The following is a 22,562-nucleotide window of genomic DNA, read 5'->3' as shown; positions in this document are numbered from 1 at the left end:
TTTATGAACTGAAAATTTTACTGCTGAAGATCTGTGAAATCCGTGGTAGAAAATTTTCTTTGACTTAATGGCAGAATAATTTTCCCGCTTTCAATATCATTCATCCAGCTATCAAAAGTTTCTGCCTTCTACAAATTTACTATCTAATTGGTAATATATAATGTTGTAGCTGCTTAATTTTTTATCTAAAAACCGGGTGACTTCATTGAGTTGATCATCAGAAATCTCTTCTGCTTTTATTTTGAATCCTCTGCTCATAAAGCTCCCAAAATAGAAGCCGTTTTTCAGAATTTCAATTTCACTGTCTGATATTTTTTTAAAATTTGGATTTTCCAGATCTTTTTTAGACAAAGCATTAATGAGTTTATGTTTTCCCAAGTGATTGGTAACAATTCCCCAAGAATAAATAGGTAAGGCAACTTCTATATTTTTTAGAGGATAGTCTTCAAGTTTCGATAAATAGCTTTTCAGAATATTAATATCTAAAATTGAATTTTGATCTGAATTTTCCAGCGGTGAAGAAGTAGAGTAGCACATGAGATAGGTTTTTTCCACAGGTGGAATTCCCATCAGGTTTTTATCTTTCACCTGATGAAGTCGGAGTGTACAGGTAATTTCTTTTCCGGAGATTTTTTTTAGTTCATTTAAAAATTTAAAATAATCATCTTTTGTTCCGGCAGTCCAGTCGCAGTCAATCTGGATTTCGGTACTTGGAGCGAGATCATAATCTTTAACTTTTTTCTGAATTAAATCATTAATGCTTTTTGCCAGAAACTGTATTTCGTCAGTTTTAATATGATAAAAAGTTCGGTTGGTGATAAAAACAGTTGGGATGATTTCTTTTTCGGTGCTGAAACTTTGATCTTTGGTAATGACCGCTATAGGTTCAAATTTCCCATTTACTTTATCAACATCAAAAAATCGGGTGCATAAAAAATGAGTGGTAGATTCTGCGAGTGCTTTTTTTTCTGTTTTATCTAAAGCGAGATTTGTTTTCCAGTAATAGTAAGTATAGGGATGGCTTTGTCTTTCACTGCATGAAGTAAACAAAATGATCGCAAGAAGGAGCTGAATGATTCTCATTATTTGTAAAGAATACTTTCGCAGTTACAGTTTAGCTCTGCCATTTCCGAAACCGGACAGCAGTCATCAGATCTCTTGATACTTCCGTTTTCGTCGGTGAGATAGATTTTTTCTTTGTCAAATTTTACATAAAATGTTTCGTTGTATGTCTTGAAATGAACTTTCATCACTTTAGGATTATATTTTCCTGCATTGATCTCTTCTCTGATTTCTTTACGGTCTGCCTGATTGATTTGTAAAAAACCAAAATGTACGTTTCCGTTTTTCTTTACATCCAGATAATAAGCCGGTGTTCCTGATCCGCTTGCGCCGTGTTCGATGTTAAAATCTCTTTTCCCGGTAAACGGTGCTTGCTGTGCAAAAGAAATTATTCCGAAGAGGAACATCAATGTGCTGAAAATATTTTTCATATTACTTTTTTCTCAAAATTAAAGAATTAATCAAAAGAATTTCGTTTCAAAATTCATGCAAATCTCTAAATCATTAAAAATCAAAATATTTTGCAATATATATTTGTCAAATTAAATTTTATTCATACATTTGCACACTCATTTTAGGGGAGGAATATGCCCAATTCAAACTTGGTAATTATTTGAGAACTCGAAAAATGAACGTGAATCCAAGGAAATTTTATAACATATTATATAAATAATGTCAGGTATTATTGGAAAAAAAATCGGGATGACTTCTCTGTTTGACGAAAACGGCAAAAATATGCCGTGTACCGTTATTCAGGCTGGTCCTTGCTCGGTTTTACAGGTCAGAACCATTGAAAAGGACGGATACAAATCTGTTCAGTTAGGTTTCGATGACAAGAGTGAAAAGAACGTTGGTAAAGCGTTAGCTGGCCATTTTAAAAAGGCTGGTTCTGCTCCAAAAGCTAAGTTGGTAGAATTCTACAGAGAATTCGTTGATACTGTAAGCGTAGGAGATGAAGTAAAAGTAGACTTATTCGCTGAAGGTGAATTTGTAGACGTAACAGGAACTTCAAAAGGTAAAGGTTTCCAAGGTGTTGTTAAAAGACACGGTTTTGGAGGTGTAATGCAAGCTACTCACGGTCAGCACAACAGATTAAGAGCTCCAGGTTCAATCGGTGCGGGATCAGATCCTTCTAGAGTATTCAAGGGGATGAGAATGGCAGGTAGAATGGGAGGTAAGCAGGTAACTGTACAAAACCTTCAAGTATTAAAAGTGGATCAAGAACAAAATCTTTTAGTAGTAAAAGGTGCTGTTCCGGGAGCTAAAAATTCTTATGTAATTATCAGAAAATGGAACTAGTAGTATTAAATACATCAGGAAAAGAAACCGGAAAAAAAGTAACTCTAGACGAAACAGTATTCGGAATTGAGCCAAATAAGCACGCGGTTTACTTAGAAGTAAAACAATATCTTGCTGCACAGCGTCAAGGTACTCATAAATCAAAAGAAAGAAGCGAAATTACTGCTTCTACTAAGAAACTTAAGAAGCAAAAAGGATCTGGTTCTGCTAGATACGGTGATATTAAATCTCCTACTTTCAGAGGTGGAGGTAGAGTATTCGGTCCTAAGCCAAGAGACTACAGATTCAAATTGAACAAAGCTCTTAAGAGATTAGCTAAAAAATCTGTTCTTTCTCAGAAAATGAGAGACAACAGCATCAGAATTGTTGAAGGATTGAGCATTGCTGCTCCTAAAACTAAAGATTTCATCACTATCTTGAATGCATTGGCATTGAACGATACTAAATCTTTATTCATTCTTCCTGATACAAACAAGAATGTGTATTTATCTTCAAGAAACTTACCTAAGACTAAGGTTATGAAATTCAACGAAATTTCTTCTTATGACTTAATCAATGCGGGTGAGATCGTTTTCTTAGAAGGTGCAGTTGAAAAATTCCAGGAAAATTTAAAGAAATAAATCATGTCACTTATTATTAAACCAGTTATTTCAGAAAAAGCAAACTATCTTACAGATTTAAGAGGTGCTTATTCTTTCTTAGTACAACCTAAGGCGAATAAAATCCAGATTAAAAATGCAATTGAGCAAGCTTATGGTGTAAAAGTAGCAGACGTTAGAACCATGATTTATGCTCCTAAAGTTTCTTCGAAATACACTAAAAAAGGTCTTCAAGTAGGGAAGACAAACAAATTGAAAAAGGCGGTTATCACTCTTGCTGAAGGAGAAGTAATCGACATTTTTGCTGTAAATTAATTATTAATTATAAATAATAGTAATGTCTGTTAGAAAATTAAAACCTATCACCCCAGGACAGAGATTCAGAATTGTAAACAATTTTGAGGAAATTACTACCAACAAACCAGAGAAATCTCTAACAGTTGGTATTAGTAAGTCAGGTGGACGTAACCAAACTGGTAAAATGACCATGCGTTACACCGGAGGTGGACACAAAAAGAAATACAGAATTATCGACTTCAAAAGAAACAAGCATGATGTTGAAGCAACGGTAAAAACTGTAGAGTACGATCCAAACAGAACTGCTTTCATCGCTTTGGTGGAGTATGCAGACGGAGAGAAGAGATATATCATCGCTCCAAACGGGATCAAAGTTGACCAAAAAATCATTTCTGGTGAAAGCGTAGAGCCTAATGTAGGTAACGCAATGAAACTGAAAAACATTCCTTTGGGAACTGTGATTTCTTGTATCGAAATGAAGCCAGGTCAAGGTGCAATCTTAGCAAGAAGTGCTGGTTCATCAGCTCAATTGACTTCAAGAGACGGAAAATATGCAATCATCAAATTGCCTTCAGGAGAATCTAGAATGATCCTTACTGAGTGTTATGCAATGATTGGCTCTGTTTCTAACTCTGATCATCAGTTAACTGTATCAGGTAAGGCTGGTAGAAGCAGATGGTTGGGTAGAAGACCAAGAACAAGACCAGTAGTAATGAACCCTGTAGATCACCCAATGGGAGGTGGTGAAGGTCGTTCTTCTGGAGGTCACCCAAGATCTAGAAACGGTATGCCTGCTAAAGGTTACAAAACCAGAAAGAAAAACAAAGCGTCTAACCGTCATATCATATCTAAACGTAAATAATTATGGCAAGATCACTTAAAAAAGGACCATTCATTCATCATACTTTAGATAAGAAGGTTCAGACAAACATAGAGTCTGGTAAGAAGACAGTTATCAAAACTTGGTCTAGAGCATCAATGATCTCTCCGGACTTCGTAGGACAAACTATTGCAGTACACAACGGGAAATCTTTTATCCCTGTATATGTTACAGAAAACATGGTTGGTCACAAGCTAGGCGAATTTTCTCCAACAAGATCTTTCAGAGGTCATGGTGGTAATAAAAATAAAGGAAGTAGATAATCATGGGATCAAGAAAAAGAGAAAGTGCATTAGCACGTAAATTAACAAATCAAGATGTAGTAAAAGCATTACACAATGATTGCCCGACATCTCCTAGAAAGATGAGATTAGTTGCTGATATCATCAGAGGGGTAGAAGTTGACAAAGCTTTAAGCATCCTAAAATATTCAAAAAAAGGTGCTTCTGAGAAATTAGAAAAAGTATTACTTTCTGCGATGGCCAACTGGCAAACAAAGAACGATGGTGCTGATATCGAAGAAGCTAACCTTATCGTTAAAGAAATTTTTGTAGACAGTGCAAGACAATTGAAGAGACTAAGACCAGCTCCACAAGGTAGAGGGTACAGAATCAGAAAGAGATCAAACCACATTACACTAATCTTAGGTACAAAAGAAAATTAATTCAAGGTATGGGACAGAAGACAAATCCAATTGGTAACAGACTAGGTATCATCAGAGGATGGGATTCTAACTGGTTTGGTGGTAAAGATTATGGAGACAGAATCGCTGAAGACTACAAAATCAGAAGATACCTTGAAGCAAGATTATCTAAAGGTGGAATTTCAAAAATTTATATTGAAAGAACACTTAAATTAGTAACAGTAACAATCACTACTGCTAGACCGGGATTAATCATCGGTAAAGGAGGTCAGGAAGTTGACAAGTTGAAAGAAGAATTGAAGAAACTTACAAAAAAGGATATTCAAATCAATATTTTCGAAATCAAAAGACCTGAGCTTGATGCAGTATTAGTTGCAGACAGCATTGCTAAACAAATCGAAAACAGAATCTCTTACAGAAGAGCTGTGAAGATGGCAATCGCTTCTACAATGAGAATGGGTGCTGAAGGAATCAAAGTTCAAATCTCTGGTAGATTGAATGGTGCTGAAATGGCACGTTCTGAAAACTTCAAAGACGGAAGAATTCCATTGTCAACTTTCAGAGCAGATATCGATTATCACATCGGTGAAGCATTAACTCAATACGGTAAGTTAGGAGTAAAAGTGTGGATCATGAAAGGAGAAGTTTACGGAAGAAGAGATCTTTCTCCATTAGTAGGACAGCAGAAGAAAGGTGGTCCTTCAAATGGCGGAAACAGAGGAGGTGGAGACAGAGATAACAGAAGACCTTCTAGAGATAAAAAAAATAATTAATAAAATTTTAGAGGATAGTTTTTAAATGACCGTTACTTTTTTAAAATCTAAATTCTAAAATCTAAAATTTAAGAAATTATGTTACAACCAAAAAGAACCAAATTCCGTAGAGTTCATAAGATGAAAATGAAGGGGATTGCTCAAAGAGGTAATCAACTTGCTTATGGAACTTTCGGAATCAAAGCTACAGAAGGTGCTTGGATCACTGCAAGACAAATCGAAGCTGCTCGTATCGCTGCGACAAGATATATGAAAAGAGAAGGTCAACTATGGATCAAAATATTTCCAGATAAGCCGATTACTAAGAAACCAGCCGAAGTAAGGATGGGTAAAGGTAAAGGTGCTGTAGAATATTGGGTAGCTGTAGTAAAACCAGGTAAAATTATGTTCGAAATCGGAGGAGTATCTTACGAGATCGCTAAGGAAGCTTTAAGACTTGCTGCACAGAAATTACCGGTAGTTACCAAATTTGTAGTTGCTAACGATTTTGTTAAACCTCTTTAATCTCTGAAACAATGAAACAAGCTGAAATTAAAAATCTAAGCGCTGAAGATATTCAAGCAAAATTGGCTGAAGCTAAAGCTCAATTCTCAAAAATGAAATTGGCTCACAAAATCAGTCCACTTGAAAATCCAATCCAAATCAGAGATTTGAGAAAGACAATCGCAAGACTAAACACTGAGTTAACTAACAAACAATAATCCTTTTTACAATGGATAGAAATTTAAGAAAAGAAAGAATCGGAGTGGTTTCCAGCAATAAAATGGAAAAAACTATTGTTGTTAGTGAAACTACAAGAGTAAAGCACCCGATGTACGGTAAATTCGTTTTGAAAACGAAAAAATATACTGCACACGACGAGAACAACGAATGCACAGAAGGAGATACTGTATTAATTACAGAAACAAGACCTTTGAGCAAGAGCAAGAGATGGAGATTAGTAAGAATCATTGAAAAAGCTAAGTAATGTTACAAACAGAATCAAGATTAAAAGTTGCTGATAACACAGGTGCTAAAGAAGTACTAGTGATCAGAGTTCTGGGAGGTACCAGAAGAAGATATGCTTCAGTTGGTGATAAAATCGTAGTTACTATTAAAGATTCTACACCATCAGGAAACGCTAAGAAAGGTCAAGTATCAAAGGCGGTAGTAGTAAGAACTAAAAAAGCTGTTAGAAGAAAAGATGGATCTTACATCAAATTCGAAGACAATGCTTGTGTTTTACTAAACGCTGGAGGAGAAATGAGAGGAACACGTGTTTTCGGACCTGTTGCTCGTGAGTTGAGAGACAAAGAATATATGAAAATCATTTCATTAGCTCCTGAAGTACTTTAATATTTAAAATTTTAAAAAAAATGTCAAAGTTAAAAATAAAAAGAGGAGATAACGTAATCATTACCACTGGTAAAAAAGATATCAAAGGTAAAACTGGTGAAGTTATTGAAGTGATCAAAAAAGAAGGAAAAGACCCTAGAGTAATCGTTGCAGGACTTAACATCGTTAAAAAACACGTTAAGCCTTCAGCTTCAAATCCTCAAGGAGGAATTACAGAAAAGGAAGCTTCTATACATATCTCAAACATAGCTTTAGTTGGTAAAGACGGAAAAGCTATCAAAGTTGGTTACAAAATCGACGGAGATAAGAAAGTAAGAATCGACAAAAAAACGGGTGAAACTTTATAATTTTAAATAACACATGGAATATATCGCAAGACCCAAAAAAGCATATCAAGAAACAATTGTTCCAGCAATGATGGAAGAATTCGGATATAAATCAGTGATGCAGGTACCAAGACTTGAGAAAATTATTTTATCTCAAGGTTTAGGAGACGCTACTGCTGATAAAAAAATCATCGATTATGCTGTTGAAGAACTTACAAATATTACCGGGCAAAAAGCTGTAGGTACTATTTCAAAAAAGGATGAAGCTGCTTTTAAATTAAGAAAAGGTATGCCGGTAGGAGCTAAGGTTACTCTTAGAGCTACTAAAATGTACGAATTCTTAGACAGATTAACTTCTTCTGCTTTACCACGTATTAGAGATTTTTCTGGTATCAAAGCTGACGGTTTCGATGGTAGAGGTAACTATAACTTAGGTATTACTGAGCAAATTATCTTCCCTGAGATCGTAATCGACAAAGTAAAGAAAATCCAAGGGATGGACATTACTTTCGTTACAACTGCGAAAACAGACAAAGAAGCTAAAGCATTATTAACTCACTTCGGTTTACCGTTCAAAAAGAACTAAGATGGCTAAAGAATCAATGAAAGCGCGTGAGCGCAAAAGAGAAGCTACTGTAGCTAAATACGCTGAGAAAAGAAAAGCTCTTAAAGAAGCTGGTGATTACGAAGGACTTCAAAAATTACCTAAAAATGCTTCTCCTGTAAGATTACACAACAGATGTAAATTGACAGGAAGACCAAGAGGTTACATGAGAACCTTTGGTATTTCTAGAGTAACTTTCAGAGAAATGGCCAACAACGGTCTTATCCCAGGCGTTAAAAAAGCTAGTTGGTAAGCAATAAAATTTTTACAGCTGACTTCTATATTTTTATAAGTCAGCTGTATTTTAATAAATAGAGTACAAAATTAGGACGGCGTAGAGGAAAAGAAAAAAATAAATAGTATTAATTTTTTTTGTACTTTTGCACCCGCTCAGGAAAATTATTATTTCTCTGAGTGACTAATCTTCGTTTTGGCTATGTTTATTAGAATAAAATGAAATTAAAAAAATAAAAGTGACCATTAAGTTGTTGAGATACTGAAGGTAAAGAGATCAGGCAAAGAAATATTCGGAGCCATAAGTCTTTAATCTTCAAGTCTTTTCAATACTGATTGTCATTAACCAATAATTTAAAACAAAGAAATGGTAACAGATCCAATTTCAGATTTCCTAACAAGAGTAAGGAACGCACAAAGCGCAGGCCACAAGGTGGTGGAAATTCCTGCATCGAAAATCAAAAAGGAGCTTACGAAAATCTTATTTGATCAAGGGTATATCTTAAACTACAAGTTTGAAGATAGCGCTGTTCAAGGGACGATCAAAATCGCTCTTAAGTATGACAAGCAAACTAACAAGCCTGCAATCAAATCTATCCAGAGAGCTTCAAGACCAGGTCTAAGACAGTACAAAGGTTCTGCGGAACTTCCAAGAGTATTGAACGGTTTGGGTGTAGCTATTATCTCAACTTCAAGAGGAGTAATGACAGATAAGAAAGCTAGAGAAGAAAAAGTAGGCGGTGAAGTAATCTGCTATGTTTATTAATTTTTAATCAAAGGAAAATGTCAAGAATTGGTAAAGCAATTATAACAATTCCAGCTGGAGTTACTGTCTCTGAAAAAGAAGGCGTTGTAACTGTAAAAGGTCCTAAAGGAGAACTTACTCAGGAGCTTACAGACGGAATTACTTTAGAACAAGAAGATGGAGTGCTTACATTCAGCAGACCATCTGAGTCTAAACAACACAGAGCGCTACACGGTTTGTACCGAGCGTTGATCAACAACATGATTATTGGAACCGCTGAAGGTTTCACTAAGAAGTTGGAATTAGTGGGAGTAGGATACAGAGCTTCTCACTCAGGTCAAAAACTTGAGTTAGCTTTAGGTTTCTCTCACGGTATCGTATTAGAACTTCCAAAAGAAGTTATCATTGATACATTGACTGAAAAAGGTAAAAACCCAATTATTACTTTAACGTCTCATGACAAGCAACTTCTAGGAATGGTTTCTGCAAAGATCCGTTCATTCAGAAAGCCGGAGCCATACAAAGGAAAAGGTGTAAGATTCGTAGGAGAAAATGTTAGACGTAAAGCTGGTAAATCTGCTTAATAAATTTTAAGAAAATGGCACTAAGTAAATTAGAAAAAAGAATAAGAATCAAAAGAAGAGTAAGAGGGAAAATCTCTGGATCTTCTGAATTGCCAAGATTATCTGTATACAAGAGTAATAAGGAAATTTACGCTCAGTTAATAGACGATAAAGATGGTAAAACTTTAGCTTCAGCTTCTTCGAGAGAAAAAGGTGTAGACGCTAAAGGTACTAAAAGTGAAATTTCTGCTGCTGTAGGTAAAGCTATCGCTGCCAAAGCTATTGCTGCTGGAATTGAAGCTATTGTATTTGATAGAAACGGTTTCGTATATCACGGTAGAGTTAAGGCTCTAGCTGATGGTGCGAGAGAAGGAGGACTTAAATTCTAATCATTAAATTTCGGAAAATATGTTAGGACTAGATAATATAGAAAGAGTAAAACCGGGAGGATTAGAATTAAAAGATCGTCTCGTATCCGTAAATAGGGTAACAAAAGTAACTAAAGGGGGTAGAGCTTTCGGATTTTCTGCAATTGTTGTTGTAGGAGACGAAGCTGGAACTATCGGTTTTGGTTTAGGAAAATCTAAGGAAGTTGCTTCTGCTATTGCTAAAGCAGTAGAAGATGCTAAGAAAAACTTAGTAAAAGTTCCTGTAATGAACCATACAATTCCTCACCAAAGTTCTGCCAGATATGGTGGTGCTGATATCTTCTTGAGACCAGCTTCTCACGGTACAGGTCTTATTGCCGGTGGTGCGGTAAGAGCGGTATTGGAGTCTGCAGGTATTCACGATATCCTTTCAAAATCTAAAGGATCTTCTAACCCTCACAATGTAGTAAAGGCTACTTTCAAAGCATTGTTAGATATCAGAAGACCAGAAGAAGTTGCAAGAATGAGAGGAGTTTCTCTAAGTAAAGTGTTTAACGGTTAATAAATATACAATGGCAACAATTAAAGTAAAACAAGTAAGAAGCGCTATTGGTAGAACAAAAACCCAAAAGAGAACGCTTGAAGCATTAGGATTTAAGAAACTTCACCAAGTTATAGAGCACGAAGCTACTCCTTCAATTTTAGGAATGATAGCTGCAGTTAGTCACTTACTTGAAGTTCAAAAATAATTTTTAAAATAATTTTAAAATGAATTTAAACAACATAAGACCTGCAGCAGGTTCTACTTTTAGTTCAAAGAGAATTGGTAGAGGACAAGGTAGTGGAAAAGGCGGTACAGCTGGGAAAGGTCACAATGGTCAGCAAGCTAGAGCTGGTTATTCTCAAAAAATCGGTTTCGAAGGAGGTCAAATGCCTTTGCAGAGAAGATTACCTAAATTCGGTTTCAAAAACGTAAACAGAAAAGAATACAGAGGTATTAACCTGGACGATATTCAAAACTTAATTGATACTAAATCTATAACAGGAGATATTACTAAAGAAGTTTTAGTTGAAAACGGTTTAGCTACTAAAAATGAAATAGTGAAAATTATGGGTAGAGGTGAGTTGAAATCTGCGGTTTCAATTTCTGCAGACAAATTCACTAAATCTGCTGAAGAATTGATTTCTAAAGCAGGTGGAAAAGCAATTACCTTATAATATTACTAATGAAAGAATTTATACAAACCCTTAAGAATATTTGGAGCCTTAAAGAACTGAGAGACAAAATTCTCTTTACTTTGGGTATTATCCTTGTGTATAGATTCGCATCTTTTATCTCTTTACCTGCGATTAATCTTGCAGAAGTAGGAGATCTCTTAGAGCATTATAAAAATCAAGGCGGTAACAAGCAAGGAGCAGGTCTCCTTGGCTTGCTTTCGTCGTTTACGGGTGGGGCTTTCAGTCACGCTTCTGTAATGGCGTTAGGTATCATGCCTTATATTTCTGCTTCTATTATTGTTCAGTTGATGGGGATGGCAATTCCTTATCTTCAGAAACTTCAAAAAGACGGGGAGTCTGGTAGAAACACATTGAATCAAATTACTAGATGGTTAACGATTGGGGTTTGTCTTGTACAGGCACCTTCTTATTTAACGTCTATTACTCAGTTGTTCTTACCATATGCTCAGTTCCAGTCTGCATATTTTGTAGATCCAAACTCTATTATGTTCTGGTTGCCAAGTATTGTAATCTTGGTTGCAGGTTCTGTATTTGCGATGTGGTTGGGTGAGAAAATTACCGACAAAGGTATTGGAAATGGTATTTCTATCCTTATTATGGTAGGTATCTTATCTAGATTACCAGAAGCATTTGTACAGGAAATTGCAGTTCAGAATGGTAAAGGAGGTTTAGGGTCAATCATGATTTTGATTGAAGTAATATTCTGGATGTTGGTTGTTCTTTTAGCAGTGGTCCTATCTGTTGCGGTGAGAAAAATCCCTATTCAGTATGTAAGCAGAGCTCAGGCAAGAGGAGGTGTTAATAAAAATCTTATGCAGGGAGCAAGACAGTGGATTCCTTTGAAAGTGAATGCAGCTGGGGTTATGCCAATCATTTTTGCTCAGGCATTAATGTTTGTACCTGGTTTGCTGACAAAATTCGATGAGTCTAATACTTTTCTTGCAGGCTTCAAAAATGTTTTTAGCTGGCAGTACAATGTATTGTTCGCACTATTAATTATTATCTTTTCATTTTTCTATACCGCAATTACAATTCCGGTGAACCAAATGGCTGATGATTTAAAGAGAAACGGAGGTTTGGTACCGAAGGTAAGACCTGGTAAAGAGACAGCTGATTATTTAGATGACATTTTATCAAAAATTACCTTGCCGGGTGCAATATTTTTATCTATCTTTGCAGTCCTTCCAGCAATAGTGCATGGAAGTCTTGTTCAGACAGATGCGTTCGCCTTATTTTTTGGGGGAACTTCGTTGCTAATTATGGTTGGGGTAGTATTGGATACTGTTCAACAGATTAACACTTATCTGCTGAATCATCATTATGATGGCTTAATGCAGTCTAAACTATCAAGATCGACTGGATATTAATTTATGGCAAAACAGAAACATATTGAACAGGATGGCGTTATTACGGAAGCACTTTCGAACGCCCAGTTCCGTGTAGAACTAGAAAATGGGCATATGCTTATCGCTCATATTTCTGGTAAAATGAGAATGCATTATATTAAACTTTTACCTGGTGATAAGGTAAAACTTGAAATGTCTCCTTACGATTTATCAAAAGGGAGAATTACATTTAGATATTAAACAAAATGCCAAATGGAATCGTTTGATCTCCATTTGGCTATTGTTAAAAGATAAATACTCAATATTGAAGTCAGTGAGATGACAGTATGGGTATAGAAAAATAATTATATTTCAAATGAAATCGGAAGAGATCATTTGTCCTTTTTAAAAGATTATATATATCAAATGAAAGTTAGAGCATCAATTAAAAAAAGAAGTGCTGATTGCAAAATCGTTCGCAGAAAAGGCGTTCTATTTGTGATCAACAAGAAGAACCCAAAATTTAAACAAAGACAAGGCTAAATTATGGCGAGAATTTCAGGTATTGATTTACCAAAAAACAAAAGAGGTGTTATCGGTTTAACTTACATCTATGGGGTAGGAAGAAGTACTTCTTCTGAAATCCTTAAAGCTGCCGGTATCAGCGAAGACAAGAAAGTCAACGAATGGAATGACGATGAATTGGCTGCAATCAGAAATTACATCACTGAAAACATTAAAGTAGAAGGTGAGCTTAGATCTGAAGTGCAATTGAACATTAAGCGATTAATGGACATAGGATGCCAACGAGGAATACGTCACAGACTAGGACTACCTTTAAGAGGCCAGAGAACGAAAAACAACTCGAGAACCCGTAAAGGAAAGAGAAAAACAGTTGCTAACAAGAAAAAAGCAAGTAAATAATCGTTAGGAATTATGGCAAAACAAAGTAAAGTAGTTAAAAAAAGAAAAGTAAAAGTTGAAGCTATTGGTGAAGCGCATATTCAAGCTTCTTTCAATAACATCATCATTTCTTTAACAAATAAAAGCGGAGAAGTTATCTCTTGGGCATCTGCCGGTAAAATGGGGTTCAGAGGTTCTAAAAAGAACACTCCTTTTGCTGCTCAAATGGCAGCGGAAAATTGCTCTAACGTAGCTCACGAAGCTGGTTTAAGAAGAGTAAAGGTGTATGTGAAAGGTCCAGGTGCAGGTAGAGAATCTGCTATCAGAACTATTCACAATTCAGGTATCGAGGTGAGCGAAATTATTGACGTTACTCCTATGCCACACAATGGATGTAGACCACCAAAAAGAAGAAGAGTTTAATTTTTAGAATTTACCCATTATGGCAAGATATATTGGACCAAAAACAAAGATTGCTAGAAAGTTTGGTGCTGCAATCTACGGAGATGATAAGAACTTCGAGAAAAGAAAAAACCAACCGCCAGGACAACATGGTGTTAACAAAAGAAGAGGAGCAAAGAAATCTGAATACGCTGTCCAGTTAATGGAAAAGCAAAAAGCTAAATATACTTACGGTATTTTAGAAAGACAGTTTGCTAACTTATTCGAAAAAGCACACAGAAGTAAAGGTGTAACAGGTGAAGTTTTATTACAGCTTTGCGAATCAAGATTGGATAACGTTGTATACAGATTAGGTTTTGCTAAAACCAGAGCTGGTGCAAGACAGTTGACTTCTCACAGACACATCACAGTGAATGGTGAGATCCTTAACATTCCTTCTTATTTGGTAAAAGCTGGTGATGTAATCGCTGTAAGAGAAAAATCTAAGTCTCTAGAAGTGGTTGCAGATGCTTTAGCTTCTAAAGCAAACTATGAGTGGTTACAATTCAACGACGAGAAAAAGCAAGGGACTTTCATCTCTGCTCCTGAGAGAATCCAAATCCCGGAAGACATCAAGGAACAGCTTATCGTCGAACTTTACTCTAAATAATTTTTTAATCAAATTTTTGCTCAACCCAATAATATGGCAATTTTACAATTCATAAAACCCGATAAAGTAATTCTACTTAACTCTGATGAATTTAAAGGTCAATTCGAATTCAGACCTTTAGAACCAGGTTTCGGGCTTACAATCGGTAATGCTTTGAGAAGAGTGTTGCTTTCTTCTCTGGAAGGATACGCTATTTCATCTATCAAAATAGAAGGTGTAGAGCACGAATTTTCAACGATTCCAGGAGTAATTGAAGACGTTACCGAAATTATTCTTAACCTTAAGCAGGTAAGATTAAAAGCTACGGCAGAAAACCAGACGAATGAGCAGGTTGTTGCTAAAGTTTCCGGTCAAACTGTAATTACTGCTGGGGATTTAGGTAAATCAATCAACGGTTTTGAGATTCTTAATCCAGAGTTGTTGATCTGTAACTTAAACTCAGATGTAACTTTCGAAATCACGTTTAATGTAGAAAAGGGAAGAGGGTATGTACCTTCTGACCAGAATAAGTCAAACAATGCTCCTGTAGGAACTATTGCTATCGACTCTATTTTTACGCCGATCAAAAAAGTGCAATACAGCATTGAAAATTATCGTGTAGAGCAAAAAACAGACTACGAAAAATTAGTATTAGATATTGAAACTGACGGTTCTATAAGCCCTCAGAATGCTTTAACTGAAGCTTCTAAGATATTGATTTATCACTTCATGTTGTTCTCTGATGAGAGAATCACTCTAGAAACTGAAGCTGTAAAGGCATCTATCCAATACGATGAAGAAACTCTTCACACAAGACAACTTCTTAAGTCTAAATTAGCAGATATGGATCTTTCTGTAAGAGCCCTAAACTGTCTGAAAGCGGCTGAAGTTGAAACATTGGGAGAACTGGTTTCTTACAGTAAGTCTGATTTGATGAAATTCAGAAATTTTGGTAAAAAATCTTTGACAGAACTAGAAGAATTAGTGCATTCAAAAGGTCTTAACTTCGGTTTCGACGTTGCAAAATATAAATTAGACGCTGATAATTAAATAATAATGAGACACGGTAAAAAATTCAATCACTTAGGAAGAACAGCTTCTCACAGAAGCGCGTTACTTTCTAATATGGCTTGTTCTCTGATTGAGCATAAAAGAATCAACACTACTGTAGCTAAAGCTAAAGCTTTAAGAGTATACGTTGAGCCTCTATTAACAAAAGCAAAAGAAGATACTACACACAACAGAAGAATTGTTTTTTCATATCTTCAAAGTAAAGAAGCGGTTACTGAATTGTTCAGAACTGTAGCTCCGAAAATCGCTGAAAGAAACGGTGGTTATACGAGAATCATCAAGACTGGTTTCAGACCTGGTGATGCTGCAGATACTGCTTTGATCGAGTTAGTTGATTTCAATGAGCTTTATAATCCTAATGCTGAGGAGAAAAAGACGACAAGAAGAAGTAGAAGATCTACTTCTACTGCAAAAGTAGCTGTAGAAGCAACTCCAGCAGTAGAAGAAAAAGTTGAAGAGCCTAAGGCTGAATCAACTGATTCTACTGAAGAAAAAGCTGGTGAATAATATTCATTCAGAGATATAAGAAAAACCGCTCAGATTTCTGAGCGGTTTTTTTGTGTTCTATATTTTGGTTTTTACCAATTCTATAACGTTTTCACCCTGATGAAGAATCAGGCTGTCTCCTTTTACTCTCGCCTTCATCTCTTCTTTTTCGTAAGTAGTTTCAGTTCCGGTAGACTGTACTTTATCCAGAATGAATGTTTTCTTGTTGCTGGTGATCGAAACATTTTTTTCCTCAGGTCCGTACTTAAATACAACTTTCACCAATGCTCCATCGGTAGCTTTGTACACATAATCTGTTTTGATCGATTTCTTTCCATTCACGTCAGTATCATACCCGATGTTGGAGTCTACCTGCCCGTTGTCTGCAAGAATGGTTTCTGTAGAATCAGATTTTACAATTCCTTTGTTTCCGCTCTCACTTTTTTTACAGCTCGTCAGGGACAGAGCTACAAAAGAAGCAGCGATAAGAATGCCTTTTTTCATTATAATTATTTATGAAATTATTAATTTAAAATTAATTTTCTATATATAGAATTTTCATTAAATTTAATAAAAACAAAACGATAACCAAAAACTCATTTTTTTAATTACACAAAAGTGTAATTGTTTCCGCTTTGTTTTCTGTTGAAATTTGTCTAAACGAAATCAATAAACATGAGCATTTCCATAGCCATAGTAGAAGACGAAAAAAACTACAACAACGCGTTGAAGAAGGTGATCGATTACCAGACTGACATGAAGGTAATCGCACAGTTCTTCGACGGAAACACGGCTCTCAAAAATTTATCTGATCTTTCTCCGGATGTTGTCATGATGGATATCCAACTCCAGGATATGCTGGGAATTGATATTATAGGAAAACTGAGAAACCAGCTTCCTGCCACGCAATTTATTATGTGTACAAGTTTTGAGAATGACGAAATGATCTTTGATTCATTAAAGGCAGGTGCTACAGGATATCTCATCAAGGGTGAAAGTATGGATAAGATACTGTCATCGATACGTGATCTTTATAATGGTGGTGCCCCAATGAGTTTTTCGATTGCAAGAAGAGTTTTAAATCATTTTGAAAGAAAAATGATTGAAGTAAAAGAGTATCAAGAACTCACGAAACGCGAAACTGAAATTGTAGAACTTTTGTCACAGGGACTTTTATACAAGGAAATAGCAGATAAAATATTTATCAGCATTGATACTGTGAAAAAACACGTAGGAAATATTTACCGAAAGCTTCAGGTGAATAATAAAGTTGAAGCAATTAATAAATTTAACCATTTTAAAAACTAACAATTATGAGAATTTTAAAATTTATTTTCGCGGCAGTTATAAGCGTTTTTGTAACGAGCTGTCAAAAGAAAAAAAGTGAGATGAATGAAAACAACAGGGAGACCGAAGATTCTCTGCAGGTATATAACAATATTTCGGATACGTTACAGCCAATTGTTTTTAGTACAGAAATTCCTGCTCATATTGAAAAGCAATATGCAGGAAAGATAAATTCACTCCTCTCAAAACATCCCAATCTCGTGGAAAAATTCAGTGTAGATGGCAAAAGTTTTATAGATCTCGTCGAAAAGTATACATTCTACTCTTATGTCAAGTTTTATTTTATTCAAGATTCGAAAGATTCTAAAATGAACTTAGGGGTTACATTTTCAAAAAATAATGATTATAAAGATATCAGTTCTGATGAAAAATATATCCTTGAGAATAATAAGTTCACGAATGAACCTGATTTACAGTCAAAAATTGCAATCTACAAGTCTTCTTTAGCAACGCAAGCCACATTCAATGGTAAACCAGCTACTGAATGTGTTATTTACAGATATGGTGATGTTGCCGAGTATATTAATAAAAGAAAAAAATATGGAAAAGGTATTGCAAAAATAGATTTCTCATCGGTTTACTTTTTTAAAGTGAAAGATTTAGATGGCAGCGATTATAATGTGGACAGTAAAAACTATGATCGTATATCTTTTGCAGTTCACGCTGTTTACAATGACGGATCGGTTGATTTAGGTTATGATGCTGGTGATCTTAAGCCATAGAAATGTGGGTCGGTATTGTATATAAGGTACTGTTGTTTTTTCCACTGGTAAAAGCAGGAGTTTTGGGATGGAAATACAAATATTCAGCTCAGAACTATCTTTTTTTCTATTTTCTAATTACTGCTACGAACGAATGGGTTTCTTTTGTCAGAGATTGGTACAATCCTGATGTGAAAGTAGGTCTTCAGTACAATCTTTACTTTATATTTTGTATCATCTTCTTTTCTATATATTTGAAGGAGCATTTTTTAGGGTGGATTGGAAAAATTTCTCTCATTCTCACATTTCTATCGCTGTCTTATATCTTATTTTTCACCACCTTTCACGGACAGGAATTCGATAAAAAAATAGGAATTATAATCATTATATTTTATATTCTCAATTCGCTATTATGGTTTTATCAGAAAATTGCTTTTTTCGATGAATACAAAATTACCGACGACCCGGCGTTTTGGATTTTTACAGCTTTATTAATGTGGAGCTGCTTTTTTCTTTTCAGAGTAACTCCGATGTTTTATTTTGCAAAAGAAGATAACGAGTTTCTGCAGTTCCTTCGGGTAGGACAGAATGTAATCAATGTAGTGATGTATCTGCTCTTTTACATTGCTCTACTGAAATTTGAAAATAAGCTAAAACATACCACATATGCAGGATGATATTAAATTAGCGTACATGATTGCCATCTCAATTATGATGTCATTTGTTGCATTTATTATAGTAATTGTTTTGATGTACAATAGAAGGCAACTACTTTATCTCAAAGAAAAACAGCTTAAAGAATCTGAATACCAAAACCAGCTCCTCCAAAAAGAGCTCGAAAAGCAAAAATCTATAGAAATCGAGCGTGAAAGAATTTCTCATGATATGCATGATGATCTCGGAGCCAGAATTTCCGCACTCAAACTTCAAGCAGAATTTCTAAAACAAAAAGCAGAAGATGAAGATTTAATAAATGATATTAATGATCTTCTGAAAACGTCCGAAGAAATGAATATTTCTATGCGGGAAATGCTTTGGAGCTTAAATTCTGGAAATGATACTGTTGGAAGTTTTATTGAATATGCTAAAATCTATGCAGAAGGTTTTTTGAAAAAAACTCCCATTGTATTATCTTTTGATAGAGATCAAATTGTTTCGGATGCACCTATCTCAACAGAATTAAGACGTAGTATGTTTCTCTGTATCAAGGAAGCTTTAAACAATGCGTACAAATATAGTGGTGCAGATCAACTAAAGCTTTCGTTTATTCAGGAAAATAAATATTTAATCATGAATATATCAGATAATGGCAGAGGATTTAAAATAGAAACTGCATCAGGAAATGGTCTCAGGAATATGGAAAGAAGAATGAAAGAATCCTGCGGAACATTTGAAATTTCATCCACAGAAAAAGGAACTTCTATTCTTTTCAAGATTAGCTTATAATCTCTTTTGAAAAATATTAGAAGCAGTATCATTTTTATGATATTGCTTTTTTGTTGTAAGAATCACCCGTTTGTGTAATTGTTTGAAGTTGTTATTAGTCGGAAATTTGAAGTATAAACTTTAAAACTAATAATCATGAAAACAAAAAAAGAATTTCAAGCAAGAATAAATGCCAAAGCTTTGCTAAACGAGAAATTGAGTATCAAAACTTCAAAAAGTAGCGGAATGGATCTTGAGTACAAAGGTGATGAAGGAAATGATGAACAGATTTTTCTTGGAGCCACCTTGACGGGAAATGTCATTAAGGGTAAAATTTATGCTAATGCAAATAAAATCAGCTATACACTCAAGGCTACACCGACAAATATTGGGATTAGTGGAGATATAAAAGGGAAAATGGTATTAATAAACTGTTCTTGTAAAGGTGATCCGAGTACACCATGTATCTTAACAGTTATAATTCAGGATAGAGTATATCATGCTTCATCTCAAACAGACTCTGATGGGATTATAGATTTCGTTGCAATCATTCACTTTATTTAAACTAGTCATGAAAACATTTTATTTAATTCTGATGCTTAGCTTATTAAGATTATCAGGACAGGAAAAAGTAAATACTGATATTTTGAAAACTCCTGCATCGCCGGCTTCTAATTTATTAGATATTGCAACAACAGATATAAGTAAACCTACTGATGTTTCAGATTTAATGATAGGACTTAGAAACTTTCCTATAAATTTCATTAATAATGGCGGATATTCTATAGAAATTGCACCTTACTGGATTTTTCCCAGTACGGAAAAAGATAAAACCATAAACGAAATGTTGACCAATAAACATTCTGTACCTCAGACATTTGTGATTTCATTTGCAGCAAGAAATACGGACGATTCAAATTCTTCAAGTTTACCAGGCAACTCTATTTATACAGCATTAGGACTTAAATTTTCATTACTTCGAGGAAAAGCGGATGTTAAAACCCAAAATGACTTTGAAGATATTCAAATAATATTATCTGAACGTAGCTCTCATTTTAATGCAAATTTTCTACCTTTTCTTAATGAAGATGCAGAATACAAAAAATTGCAGATTTTAAGAAAAGACGCAGAGAACGGAACTCCTGCTGAGCAAAAAATAGCGCAACAAAATGTAGATGCAAGATTAGTTTTTCTGAAAAATGAATTTTACAAAAAAGATAAATATTTAATTGAAAATACCGAAAAGCTCAACAAAATTACTTTTAAAATAAATCGCATCGGTTTTCTTTGGGATTTCGCCGGAGGAACAAGCCTCCAATTCAAAGAAAAAAGATTCAACAATTCCAGAATTTACAATGCTGGTTTATGGACAGTTTTTGGCTATGCATTTGAAAAATCAGGAACACCACTATTACTTGTCCGATATATGTATAATCCAAAAAGCGATTGGATGATTACTGAAGATTTCAAACCAGATGGAAACTTTTCAACATTCGATGCAGGTGTAAAATATGAATACTCTCCAAAAGATTCTAAGTTTACGGGTAGTTTTGAAGGATTGTACCGGAGTTTTATTTCAGGTTCAAATTTAAAACCTACATGGAAGTGTGTTCTTAATTTAGATTATGCCATATTTCCAAATCAGCATCTTACCCTTTCATTAGGAAAAGATTTTGATAACAACATGATTAAGAACGGTAATGTTATTGCTGGACTTTCTTTCCTGAGTGGTATCGGAACAAAAAGAAAAATTCAATAAAATAAGTTTCTTATATTATAGTGCTGAGATTAACTAATTAGAATAATTCTCCAAAACTTTTTAAGATTTGGAGAATTTTCTAATTTTTGAAAAGAATTAGTCAAGCCTTAAATATTAACTAAAATTTAACTCAAAAAACAGCAATTGCTCTACTTCGGATAACGAAAAAACTTATTTTTTAATTAAATTTGTCTAAACTATAAATAAACAAAAAATGAGTTACATTTCTTACATAGAAGCGAGACAGATTTTGGATTCTAGAGGGAATCCTACAGTGGAAGTTGATGTATTTACAGAAAGTGGCGCGATGGGTCGTGCTGCAGTACCTTCTGGAGCATCTACCGGAGAACATGAAGCAGTGGAATTGCGTGATGGCGGTTCTGAATGGATGGGGAAAGGTGTTACTAAAGCTGTAGAAAATGTAAGAGAAGTGATTGCTCCTGAGCTGGTAGGTCTTCCTGTTTATGATCAGAATCTTTTAGATCAGATCATGATCGACTTAGACGGTACGAAAAACAAAGGGAATATCGGTGCTAATGCTATTTTAGGTGTTTCTTTAGCTGCTGCAAAAGCTGCTGCTGCTGAACTAAAAATGCCGTTATACAAATATATCGGTGGTGTTAATGCAAATACACTTCCTGTTCCAATGATGAACGTAATCAATGGTGGATCTCACTCTGATGCGCCGATTGCTTTCCAGGAATTTATGGTAATGCCGGTTAAAGCAGATTCATTCTCTCACGCATTGAGAAAAGGAACTGAGATTTTCCATAATCTTAAGGCTATTCTTCATTCAAGAGGTTTGTCTACTGCAGTAGGTGACGAAGGTGGTTTTGCTCCAACTTTCAAAGGTACAGAAGATGCTTTGGATACTTTGCTACAGGCAATAGAAAAAGCAGGTTACAAGCCTGGTGATGATGTGATGATTGCGTTAGACTGTGCAGCTTCAGAATTTTATAAAGACGGAGTTTACGATTACAGAAAATTCCAGACTCCGGACGCGGCTCAGTTCTCAAGCAGCGAGCAGGTTTCTTATTTAGCTGAACTGGCAAACAAATATCCAATTATCTCTATTGAAGACGGTATGCAGGAAAATGACTGGGAAGGTTGGAAAATGTTAACCGATAAAATAGGTGACAGAGTACAGCTTGTTGGTGATGATTTATTCGTAACCAATGTCGAGAGATTAAAAAGAGGTGTAGATGAAGGAATTGCCAATTCAATTTTGGTAAAAGTAAACCAAATCGGATCACTTTCTGAAACAATGGCTGCTGTACAGATGGCTCAGCACAACAAGTTTACATCAGTAATGTCTCACAGATCTGGTGAAACTGAAGATTCAACGATTGCTGATTTAGCAGTAGCAATGAATTGCGGACAGATCAAAACAGGTTCTGCTTCCAGATCAGACAGAATGGCGAAGTACAATCAGTTGTTAAGAATCGAAGAAGCTTTGGGTGATACAGCTTATTTCCCTGGATTAGACGCATTTAAAATTAACAGATAATAAATCTCAAAAAAAACAGCATACTATTTTTTGGTTGCTGT

38 protein-coding genes are annotated in these 22,562 nt (G+C 35.1%); 35 read left to right on the top strand and 3 right to left on the bottom strand.

Annotated features, from left to right (window positions below; translation table 11 throughout):
- Positions 1 to 111: 111 nt before the first annotated feature.
- Together OMO38_RS02800 and OMO38_RS02795 are read right to left on the bottom strand one after the other, a co-directional pair.
- Complete coding sequence (locus OMO38_RS02800; protein WP_264748710.1) at positions 112 to 1,083, bottom strand: hypothetical protein; 972 nt, start codon at positions 1,081 to 1,083, stop codon at positions 112 to 114.
- Positions 1,083 to 1,493 (bottom strand): hypothetical protein, encoded by a 411-nt coding sequence (locus OMO38_RS02795; RefSeq protein WP_264748709.1) that lies wholly within the window; start codon positions 1,491 to 1,493, stop codon positions 1,083 to 1,085. The genes OMO38_RS02800 and OMO38_RS02795 overlap by 1 nt, the downstream gene beginning before the upstream one ends.
- A gap of 241 nt (positions 1,494 to 1,734) precedes the next feature.
- Here OMO38_RS02795 and rplC point away from each other — a divergent pair, with 241 nt between their 5' ends.
- The 28 genes from rplC (at position 1,735) to rplQ (ending at position 15,803) form a co-directional block, all read left to right on the top strand.
- Positions 1,735 to 2,361 carry a 50S ribosomal protein L3 gene (rplC, locus tag OMO38_RS02790; RefSeq protein WP_056075952.1) on the top strand — a complete coding sequence of 209 codons (627 nt, stop codon included), beginning with the start codon at positions 1,735 to 1,737 and terminating at the stop codon, positions 2,359 to 2,361.
- Entirely contained in the window at positions 2,352 to 2,981 is a 630-nt protein-coding gene (gene rplD / locus OMO38_RS02785) for a 50S ribosomal protein L4 (RefSeq protein WP_263003353.1), read from the top strand. Before rplC ends, rplD begins: the two co-directional genes overlap by 10 nt.
- A gap of 3 nt (positions 2,982 to 2,984) precedes the next feature.
- Positions 2,985 to 3,275, top strand: a complete 291-nt coding sequence (gene rplW, locus OMO38_RS02780; protein ID WP_047442263.1) for a 50S ribosomal protein L23 — start codon at positions 2,985 to 2,987, stop codon at positions 3,273 to 3,275.
- Positions 3,276 to 3,297: 22 nt separating this feature from the next.
- Positions 3,298 to 4,119 carry a 50S ribosomal protein L2 gene (gene rplB / locus OMO38_RS02775; protein WP_050378484.1) on the top strand — a complete coding sequence of 274 codons (822 nt, stop codon included), beginning with the start codon at positions 3,298 to 3,300 and terminating at the stop codon, positions 4,117 to 4,119.
- Between the two features lie 2 nt (positions 4,120 to 4,121).
- Positions 4,122 to 4,400 (top strand): 30S ribosomal protein S19, encoded by a 279-nt coding sequence (rpsS, locus tag OMO38_RS02770; protein WP_034702850.1) that lies wholly within the window; start codon positions 4,122 to 4,124, stop codon positions 4,398 to 4,400.
- 2 nt (positions 4,401 to 4,402) lie between these two features.
- Positions 4,403 to 4,801 (top strand): 50S ribosomal protein L22, encoded by a 399-nt coding sequence (gene rplV, locus OMO38_RS02765; RefSeq protein WP_047442260.1) that lies wholly within the window; start codon positions 4,403 to 4,405, stop codon positions 4,799 to 4,801.
- 8 nt (positions 4,802 to 4,809) lie between these two features.
- The gene (gene rpsC / locus OMO38_RS02760) at positions 4,810 to 5,553 is read left to right on the top strand and encodes a 30S ribosomal protein S3 (protein WP_264748708.1); all 744 of its coding nucleotides are present in this window, start codon (positions 4,810 to 4,812) and stop codon (positions 5,551 to 5,553) included.
- Positions 5,554 to 5,631: 78 nt separating this feature from the next.
- Positions 5,632 to 6,057, top strand: a complete 426-nt coding sequence (gene rplP / locus OMO38_RS02755) for a 50S ribosomal protein L16 (RefSeq protein ID WP_263003354.1) — start codon at positions 5,632 to 5,634, stop codon at positions 6,055 to 6,057.
- 11 nt (positions 6,058 to 6,068) lie between these two features.
- Complete coding sequence (rpmC, locus tag OMO38_RS02750; RefSeq protein ID WP_047442257.1) at positions 6,069 to 6,254, top strand: 50S ribosomal protein L29; 186 nt, start codon at positions 6,069 to 6,071, stop codon at positions 6,252 to 6,254.
- Positions 6,255 to 6,265: 11 nt separating this feature from the next.
- Entirely contained in the window at positions 6,266 to 6,520 is a 255-nt protein-coding gene (gene rpsQ / locus OMO38_RS02745) for a 30S ribosomal protein S17 (protein WP_027383312.1), read from the top strand.
- A complete protein-coding gene (gene rplN, locus OMO38_RS02740; RefSeq protein WP_034684837.1) occupies positions 6,520 to 6,888 on the top strand; it encodes a 50S ribosomal protein L14 in 369 nt (122 codons plus the stop codon). The genes rpsQ and rplN overlap by 1 nt, the downstream gene beginning before the upstream one ends.
- A gap of 20 nt (positions 6,889 to 6,908) precedes the next feature.
- On the top strand, positions 6,909 to 7,235 hold the full coding sequence (rplX, locus tag OMO38_RS02735; RefSeq protein WP_047442256.1) for a 50S ribosomal protein L24: 327 nt from the start codon (positions 6,909 to 6,911) through the stop codon (positions 7,233 to 7,235).
- Between the two features lie 13 nt (positions 7,236 to 7,248).
- Entirely contained in the window at positions 7,249 to 7,800 is a 552-nt protein-coding gene (gene rplE, locus OMO38_RS02730; protein ID WP_263003355.1) for a 50S ribosomal protein L5, read from the top strand.
- A 1-nt stretch (position 7,801) separates the two neighbouring features.
- Positions 7,802 to 8,071, top strand: a complete 270-nt coding sequence (rpsN, locus tag OMO38_RS02725; protein ID WP_047442254.1) for a 30S ribosomal protein S14 — start codon at positions 7,802 to 7,804, stop codon at positions 8,069 to 8,071.
- Between the two features lie 348 nt (positions 8,072 to 8,419).
- Positions 8,420 to 8,818, top strand: a complete 399-nt coding sequence (rpsH, locus tag OMO38_RS02720) for a 30S ribosomal protein S8 (RefSeq protein WP_050378492.1) — start codon at positions 8,420 to 8,422, stop codon at positions 8,816 to 8,818.
- 17 nt (positions 8,819 to 8,835) lie between these two features.
- Positions 8,836 to 9,381: a 50S ribosomal protein L6 gene (gene rplF, locus OMO38_RS02715; protein ID WP_264748707.1), complete on the top strand. Its 546-nt coding sequence runs from the start codon at positions 8,836 to 8,838 to the stop codon at positions 9,379 to 9,381.
- 14 nt (positions 9,382 to 9,395) lie between these two features.
- Complete coding sequence (gene rplR, locus OMO38_RS02710; RefSeq protein WP_047442251.1) at positions 9,396 to 9,749, top strand: 50S ribosomal protein L18; 354 nt, start codon at positions 9,396 to 9,398, stop codon at positions 9,747 to 9,749.
- A 19-nt stretch (positions 9,750 to 9,768) separates the two neighbouring features.
- Entirely contained in the window at positions 9,769 to 10,290 is a 522-nt protein-coding gene (gene rpsE, locus OMO38_RS02705) for a 30S ribosomal protein S5 (protein WP_229983462.1), read from the top strand.
- 10 nt (positions 10,291 to 10,300) lie between these two features.
- Positions 10,301 to 10,477: a 50S ribosomal protein L30 gene (rpmD, locus tag OMO38_RS02700; RefSeq protein ID WP_047442249.1), complete on the top strand. Its 177-nt coding sequence runs from the start codon at positions 10,301 to 10,303 to the stop codon at positions 10,475 to 10,477.
- 19 nt (positions 10,478 to 10,496) lie between these two features.
- Positions 10,497 to 10,946 carry a 50S ribosomal protein L15 gene (gene rplO / locus OMO38_RS02695; protein WP_264748706.1) on the top strand — a complete coding sequence of 150 codons (450 nt, stop codon included), beginning with the start codon at positions 10,497 to 10,499 and terminating at the stop codon, positions 10,944 to 10,946.
- Between the two features lie 8 nt (positions 10,947 to 10,954).
- Complete coding sequence (secY, locus tag OMO38_RS02690; RefSeq protein ID WP_047442247.1) at positions 10,955 to 12,334, top strand: preprotein translocase subunit SecY; 1,380 nt, start codon at positions 10,955 to 10,957, stop codon at positions 12,332 to 12,334.
- 3 nt (positions 12,335 to 12,337) lie between these two features.
- A complete protein-coding gene (gene infA, locus OMO38_RS02685; protein WP_027387199.1) occupies positions 12,338 to 12,553 on the top strand; it encodes a translation initiation factor IF-1 in 216 nt (71 codons plus the stop codon).
- A gap of 165 nt (positions 12,554 to 12,718) precedes the next feature.
- A complete protein-coding gene (gene rpmJ / locus OMO38_RS02680) occupies positions 12,719 to 12,835 on the top strand; it encodes a 50S ribosomal protein L36 (protein WP_007839480.1) in 117 nt (38 codons plus the stop codon).
- 3 nt (positions 12,836 to 12,838) lie between these two features.
- Positions 12,839 to 13,216 carry a 30S ribosomal protein S13 gene (gene rpsM, locus OMO38_RS02675; protein WP_047442246.1) on the top strand — a complete coding sequence of 126 codons (378 nt, stop codon included), beginning with the start codon at positions 12,839 to 12,841 and terminating at the stop codon, positions 13,214 to 13,216.
- Positions 13,217 to 13,228: 12 nt separating this feature from the next.
- The gene (gene rpsK / locus OMO38_RS02670) at positions 13,229 to 13,618 is read left to right on the top strand and encodes a 30S ribosomal protein S11 (RefSeq protein WP_034702879.1); all 390 of its coding nucleotides are present in this window, start codon (positions 13,229 to 13,231) and stop codon (positions 13,616 to 13,618) included.
- A gap of 19 nt (positions 13,619 to 13,637) precedes the next feature.
- Entirely contained in the window at positions 13,638 to 14,246 is a 609-nt protein-coding gene (gene rpsD, locus OMO38_RS02665) for a 30S ribosomal protein S4 (RefSeq protein WP_264748705.1), read from the top strand.
- 33 nt (positions 14,247 to 14,279) lie between these two features.
- Complete coding sequence (locus OMO38_RS02660; RefSeq protein ID WP_263003359.1) at positions 14,280 to 15,275, top strand: DNA-directed RNA polymerase subunit alpha; 996 nt, start codon at positions 14,280 to 14,282, stop codon at positions 15,273 to 15,275.
- A 6-nt stretch (positions 15,276 to 15,281) separates the two neighbouring features.
- Entirely contained in the window at positions 15,282 to 15,803 is a 522-nt protein-coding gene (rplQ, locus tag OMO38_RS02655; RefSeq protein WP_047442243.1) for a 50S ribosomal protein L17, read from the top strand.
- A gap of 57 nt (positions 15,804 to 15,860) precedes the next feature.
- Here the strand turns inward: rplQ and OMO38_RS02650 are convergent, their stop codons facing one another.
- On the bottom strand, positions 15,861 to 16,286 hold the full coding sequence (locus tag OMO38_RS02650) for a hypothetical protein (protein ID WP_264748704.1): 426 nt from the start codon (positions 16,284 to 16,286) through the stop codon (positions 15,861 to 15,863).
- 171 nt (positions 16,287 to 16,457) lie between these two features.
- Between OMO38_RS02650 and OMO38_RS02645 the strand changes: the two genes are divergently transcribed.
- From OMO38_RS02645 to eno, 7 genes are all read left to right on the top strand, one after another.
- Complete coding sequence (locus tag OMO38_RS02645) at positions 16,458 to 17,090, top strand: response regulator transcription factor (protein ID WP_264748703.1); 633 nt, start codon at positions 16,458 to 16,460, stop codon at positions 17,088 to 17,090.
- Positions 17,091 to 17,095: 5 nt separating this feature from the next.
- Positions 17,096 to 17,851, top strand: a complete 756-nt coding sequence (locus OMO38_RS02640) for a hypothetical protein (RefSeq protein WP_264748702.1) — start codon at positions 17,096 to 17,098, stop codon at positions 17,849 to 17,851.
- 2 nt (positions 17,852 to 17,853) lie between these two features.
- Positions 17,854 to 18,507, top strand: coding sequence for a hypothetical protein (locus OMO38_RS02635; RefSeq protein WP_264748701.1), 654 nt, complete (start codon positions 17,854 to 17,856; stop codon positions 18,505 to 18,507).
- Entirely contained in the window at positions 18,497 to 19,276 is a 780-nt protein-coding gene (locus OMO38_RS02630) for a sensor histidine kinase (RefSeq protein ID WP_264748700.1), read from the top strand. The genes OMO38_RS02635 and OMO38_RS02630 overlap by 11 nt, the downstream gene beginning before the upstream one ends.
- Positions 19,277 to 19,411: 135 nt before the next feature.
- Positions 19,412 to 19,819: a hypothetical protein gene (locus tag OMO38_RS02625; protein WP_264748699.1), complete on the top strand. Its 408-nt coding sequence runs from the start codon at positions 19,412 to 19,414 to the stop codon at positions 19,817 to 19,819.
- 7 nt (positions 19,820 to 19,826) lie between these two features.
- Positions 19,827 to 21,014 carry a hypothetical protein gene (locus OMO38_RS02620; RefSeq protein ID WP_264748698.1) on the top strand — a complete coding sequence of 396 codons (1,188 nt, stop codon included), beginning with the start codon at positions 19,827 to 19,829 and terminating at the stop codon, positions 21,012 to 21,014.
- Positions 21,015 to 21,228: 214 nt separating this feature from the next.
- The gene (gene eno / locus OMO38_RS02615) at positions 21,229 to 22,521 is read left to right on the top strand and encodes a phosphopyruvate hydratase (RefSeq protein WP_264748697.1); all 1,293 of its coding nucleotides are present in this window, start codon (positions 21,229 to 21,231) and stop codon (positions 22,519 to 22,521) included.
- Positions 22,522 to 22,562: the final 41 nt, after the last annotated feature.

Source organism: Chryseobacterium kimseyorum (assembly GCF_025971945.1).
In the GTDB taxonomy this organism is placed as follows: domain Bacteria; phylum Bacteroidota; class Bacteroidia; order Flavobacteriales; family Weeksellaceae; genus Chryseobacterium; species Chryseobacterium kimseyorum.
The sequence above is the reverse complement of the archived record's forward strand: the minus strand, read 5'-3'. Positions and strand labels throughout refer to the sequence as shown.

What these genes read in the sequence shown, in the direction of transcription:
- rpsC (WP_264748708.1), top strand. Translation starts at nt 4,810, where the DNA reads ATGGGACAGAAGACAAATCCAATTGGTAACAGACTAGGTATCATCAGA.
- rpsQ (WP_027383312.1), top strand. Translation starts at nt 6,266, where the DNA reads ATGGATAGAAATTTAAGAAAAGAAAGAATCGGAGTGGTTTCCAGCAAT.
- rplN (WP_034684837.1), top strand. Translation starts at nt 6,520, where the DNA reads ATGTTACAAACAGAATCAAGATTAAAAGTTGCTGATAACACAGGTGCT.
- rpmD (WP_047442249.1), top strand. Translation starts at nt 10,301, where the DNA reads ATGGCAACAATTAAAGTAAAACAAGTAAGAAGCGCTATTGGTAGAACA.
- rplV (WP_047442260.1), top strand. Translation starts at nt 4,403, where the DNA reads ATGGGATCAAGAAAAAGAGAAAGTGCATTAGCACGTAAATTAACAAAT.
- infA (WP_027387199.1), top strand. Translation starts at nt 12,338, where the DNA reads ATGGCAAAACAGAAACATATTGAACAGGATGGCGTTATTACGGAAGCA.
- rpsE (WP_229983462.1), top strand. Translation starts at nt 9,769, where the DNA reads ATGTTAGGACTAGATAATATAGAAAGAGTAAAACCGGGAGGATTAGAA.
- rplR (WP_047442251.1), top strand. Translation starts at nt 9,396, where the DNA reads ATGGCACTAAGTAAATTAGAAAAAAGAATAAGAATCAAAAGAAGAGTA.
- rplF (WP_264748707.1), top strand. Translation starts at nt 8,836, where the DNA reads ATGTCAAGAATTGGTAAAGCAATTATAACAATTCCAGCTGGAGTTACT.
- rpmC (WP_047442257.1), top strand. Translation starts at nt 6,069, where the DNA reads ATGAAACAAGCTGAAATTAAAAATCTAAGCGCTGAAGATATTCAAGCA.
- OMO38_RS02640 (WP_264748702.1), top strand. Translation starts at nt 17,096, where the DNA reads ATGAGAATTTTAAAATTTATTTTCGCGGCAGTTATAAGCGTTTTTGTA.
- rpmJ (WP_007839480.1), top strand. Translation starts at nt 12,719, where the DNA reads ATGAAAGTTAGAGCATCAATTAAAAAAAGAAGTGCTGATTGCAAAATC.
- rplP (WP_263003354.1), top strand. Translation starts at nt 5,632, where the DNA reads ATGTTACAACCAAAAAGAACCAAATTCCGTAGAGTTCATAAGATGAAA.
- OMO38_RS02630 (WP_264748700.1), top strand. Translation starts at nt 18,497, where the DNA reads ATGCAGGATGATATTAAATTAGCGTACATGATTGCCATCTCAATTATG.
- OMO38_RS02625 (WP_264748699.1), top strand. Translation starts at nt 19,412, where the DNA reads ATGAAAACAAAAAAAGAATTTCAAGCAAGAATAAATGCCAAAGCTTTG.
- OMO38_RS02650 (WP_264748704.1), bottom strand. Translation starts at nt 16,286, where the DNA reads ATGAAAAAAGGCATTCTTATCGCTGCTTCTTTTGTAGCTCTGTCCCTG.
- eno (WP_264748697.1), top strand. Translation starts at nt 21,229, where the DNA reads ATGAGTTACATTTCTTACATAGAAGCGAGACAGATTTTGGATTCTAGA.
- rpsK (WP_034702879.1), top strand. Translation starts at nt 13,229, where the DNA reads ATGGCAAAACAAAGTAAAGTAGTTAAAAAAAGAAAAGTAAAAGTTGAA.
- rplW (WP_047442263.1), top strand. Translation starts at nt 2,985, where the DNA reads ATGTCACTTATTATTAAACCAGTTATTTCAGAAAAAGCAAACTATCTT.
- secY (WP_047442247.1), top strand. Translation starts at nt 10,955, where the DNA reads ATGAAAGAATTTATACAAACCCTTAAGAATATTTGGAGCCTTAAAGAA.
- rplD (WP_263003353.1), top strand. Translation starts at nt 2,352, where the DNA reads ATGGAACTAGTAGTATTAAATACATCAGGAAAAGAAACCGGAAAAAAA.
- OMO38_RS02635 (WP_264748701.1), top strand. Translation starts at nt 17,854, where the DNA reads ATGTGGGTCGGTATTGTATATAAGGTACTGTTGTTTTTTCCACTGGTA.
- rplX (WP_047442256.1), top strand. Translation starts at nt 6,909, where the DNA reads ATGTCAAAGTTAAAAATAAAAAGAGGAGATAACGTAATCATTACCACT.
- rplC (WP_056075952.1), top strand. Translation starts at nt 1,735, where the DNA reads ATGTCAGGTATTATTGGAAAAAAAATCGGGATGACTTCTCTGTTTGAC.
- rpsS (WP_034702850.1), top strand. Translation starts at nt 4,122, where the DNA reads ATGGCAAGATCACTTAAAAAAGGACCATTCATTCATCATACTTTAGAT.
- rplE (WP_263003355.1), top strand. Translation starts at nt 7,249, where the DNA reads ATGGAATATATCGCAAGACCCAAAAAAGCATATCAAGAAACAATTGTT.
- rplB (WP_050378484.1), top strand. Translation starts at nt 3,298, where the DNA reads ATGTCTGTTAGAAAATTAAAACCTATCACCCCAGGACAGAGATTCAGA.
- rpsN (WP_047442254.1), top strand. Translation starts at nt 7,802, where the DNA reads ATGGCTAAAGAATCAATGAAAGCGCGTGAGCGCAAAAGAGAAGCTACT.
- rpsM (WP_047442246.1), top strand. Translation starts at nt 12,839, where the DNA reads ATGGCGAGAATTTCAGGTATTGATTTACCAAAAAACAAAAGAGGTGTT.
- rplO (WP_264748706.1), top strand. Translation starts at nt 10,497, where the DNA reads ATGAATTTAAACAACATAAGACCTGCAGCAGGTTCTACTTTTAGTTCA.
- OMO38_RS02800 (WP_264748710.1), bottom strand. Translation starts at nt 1,083, where the DNA reads ATGAGAATCATTCAGCTCCTTCTTGCGATCATTTTGTTTACTTCATGC.
- rpsH (WP_050378492.1), top strand. Translation starts at nt 8,420, where the DNA reads ATGGTAACAGATCCAATTTCAGATTTCCTAACAAGAGTAAGGAACGCA.
- OMO38_RS02795 (WP_264748709.1), bottom strand. Translation starts at nt 1,493, where the DNA reads ATGAAAAATATTTTCAGCACATTGATGTTCCTCTTCGGAATAATTTCT.
- rpsD (WP_264748705.1), top strand. Translation starts at nt 13,638, where the DNA reads ATGGCAAGATATATTGGACCAAAAACAAAGATTGCTAGAAAGTTTGGT.
- rplQ (WP_047442243.1), top strand. Translation starts at nt 15,282, where the DNA reads ATGAGACACGGTAAAAAATTCAATCACTTAGGAAGAACAGCTTCTCAC.
- OMO38_RS02620 (WP_264748698.1), top strand. Translation starts at nt 19,827, where the DNA reads ATGAAAACATTTTATTTAATTCTGATGCTTAGCTTATTAAGATTATCA.
- OMO38_RS02645 (WP_264748703.1), top strand. Translation starts at nt 16,458, where the DNA reads ATGAGCATTTCCATAGCCATAGTAGAAGACGAAAAAAACTACAACAAC.
- OMO38_RS02660 (WP_263003359.1), top strand. Translation starts at nt 14,280, where the DNA reads ATGGCAATTTTACAATTCATAAAACCCGATAAAGTAATTCTACTTAAC.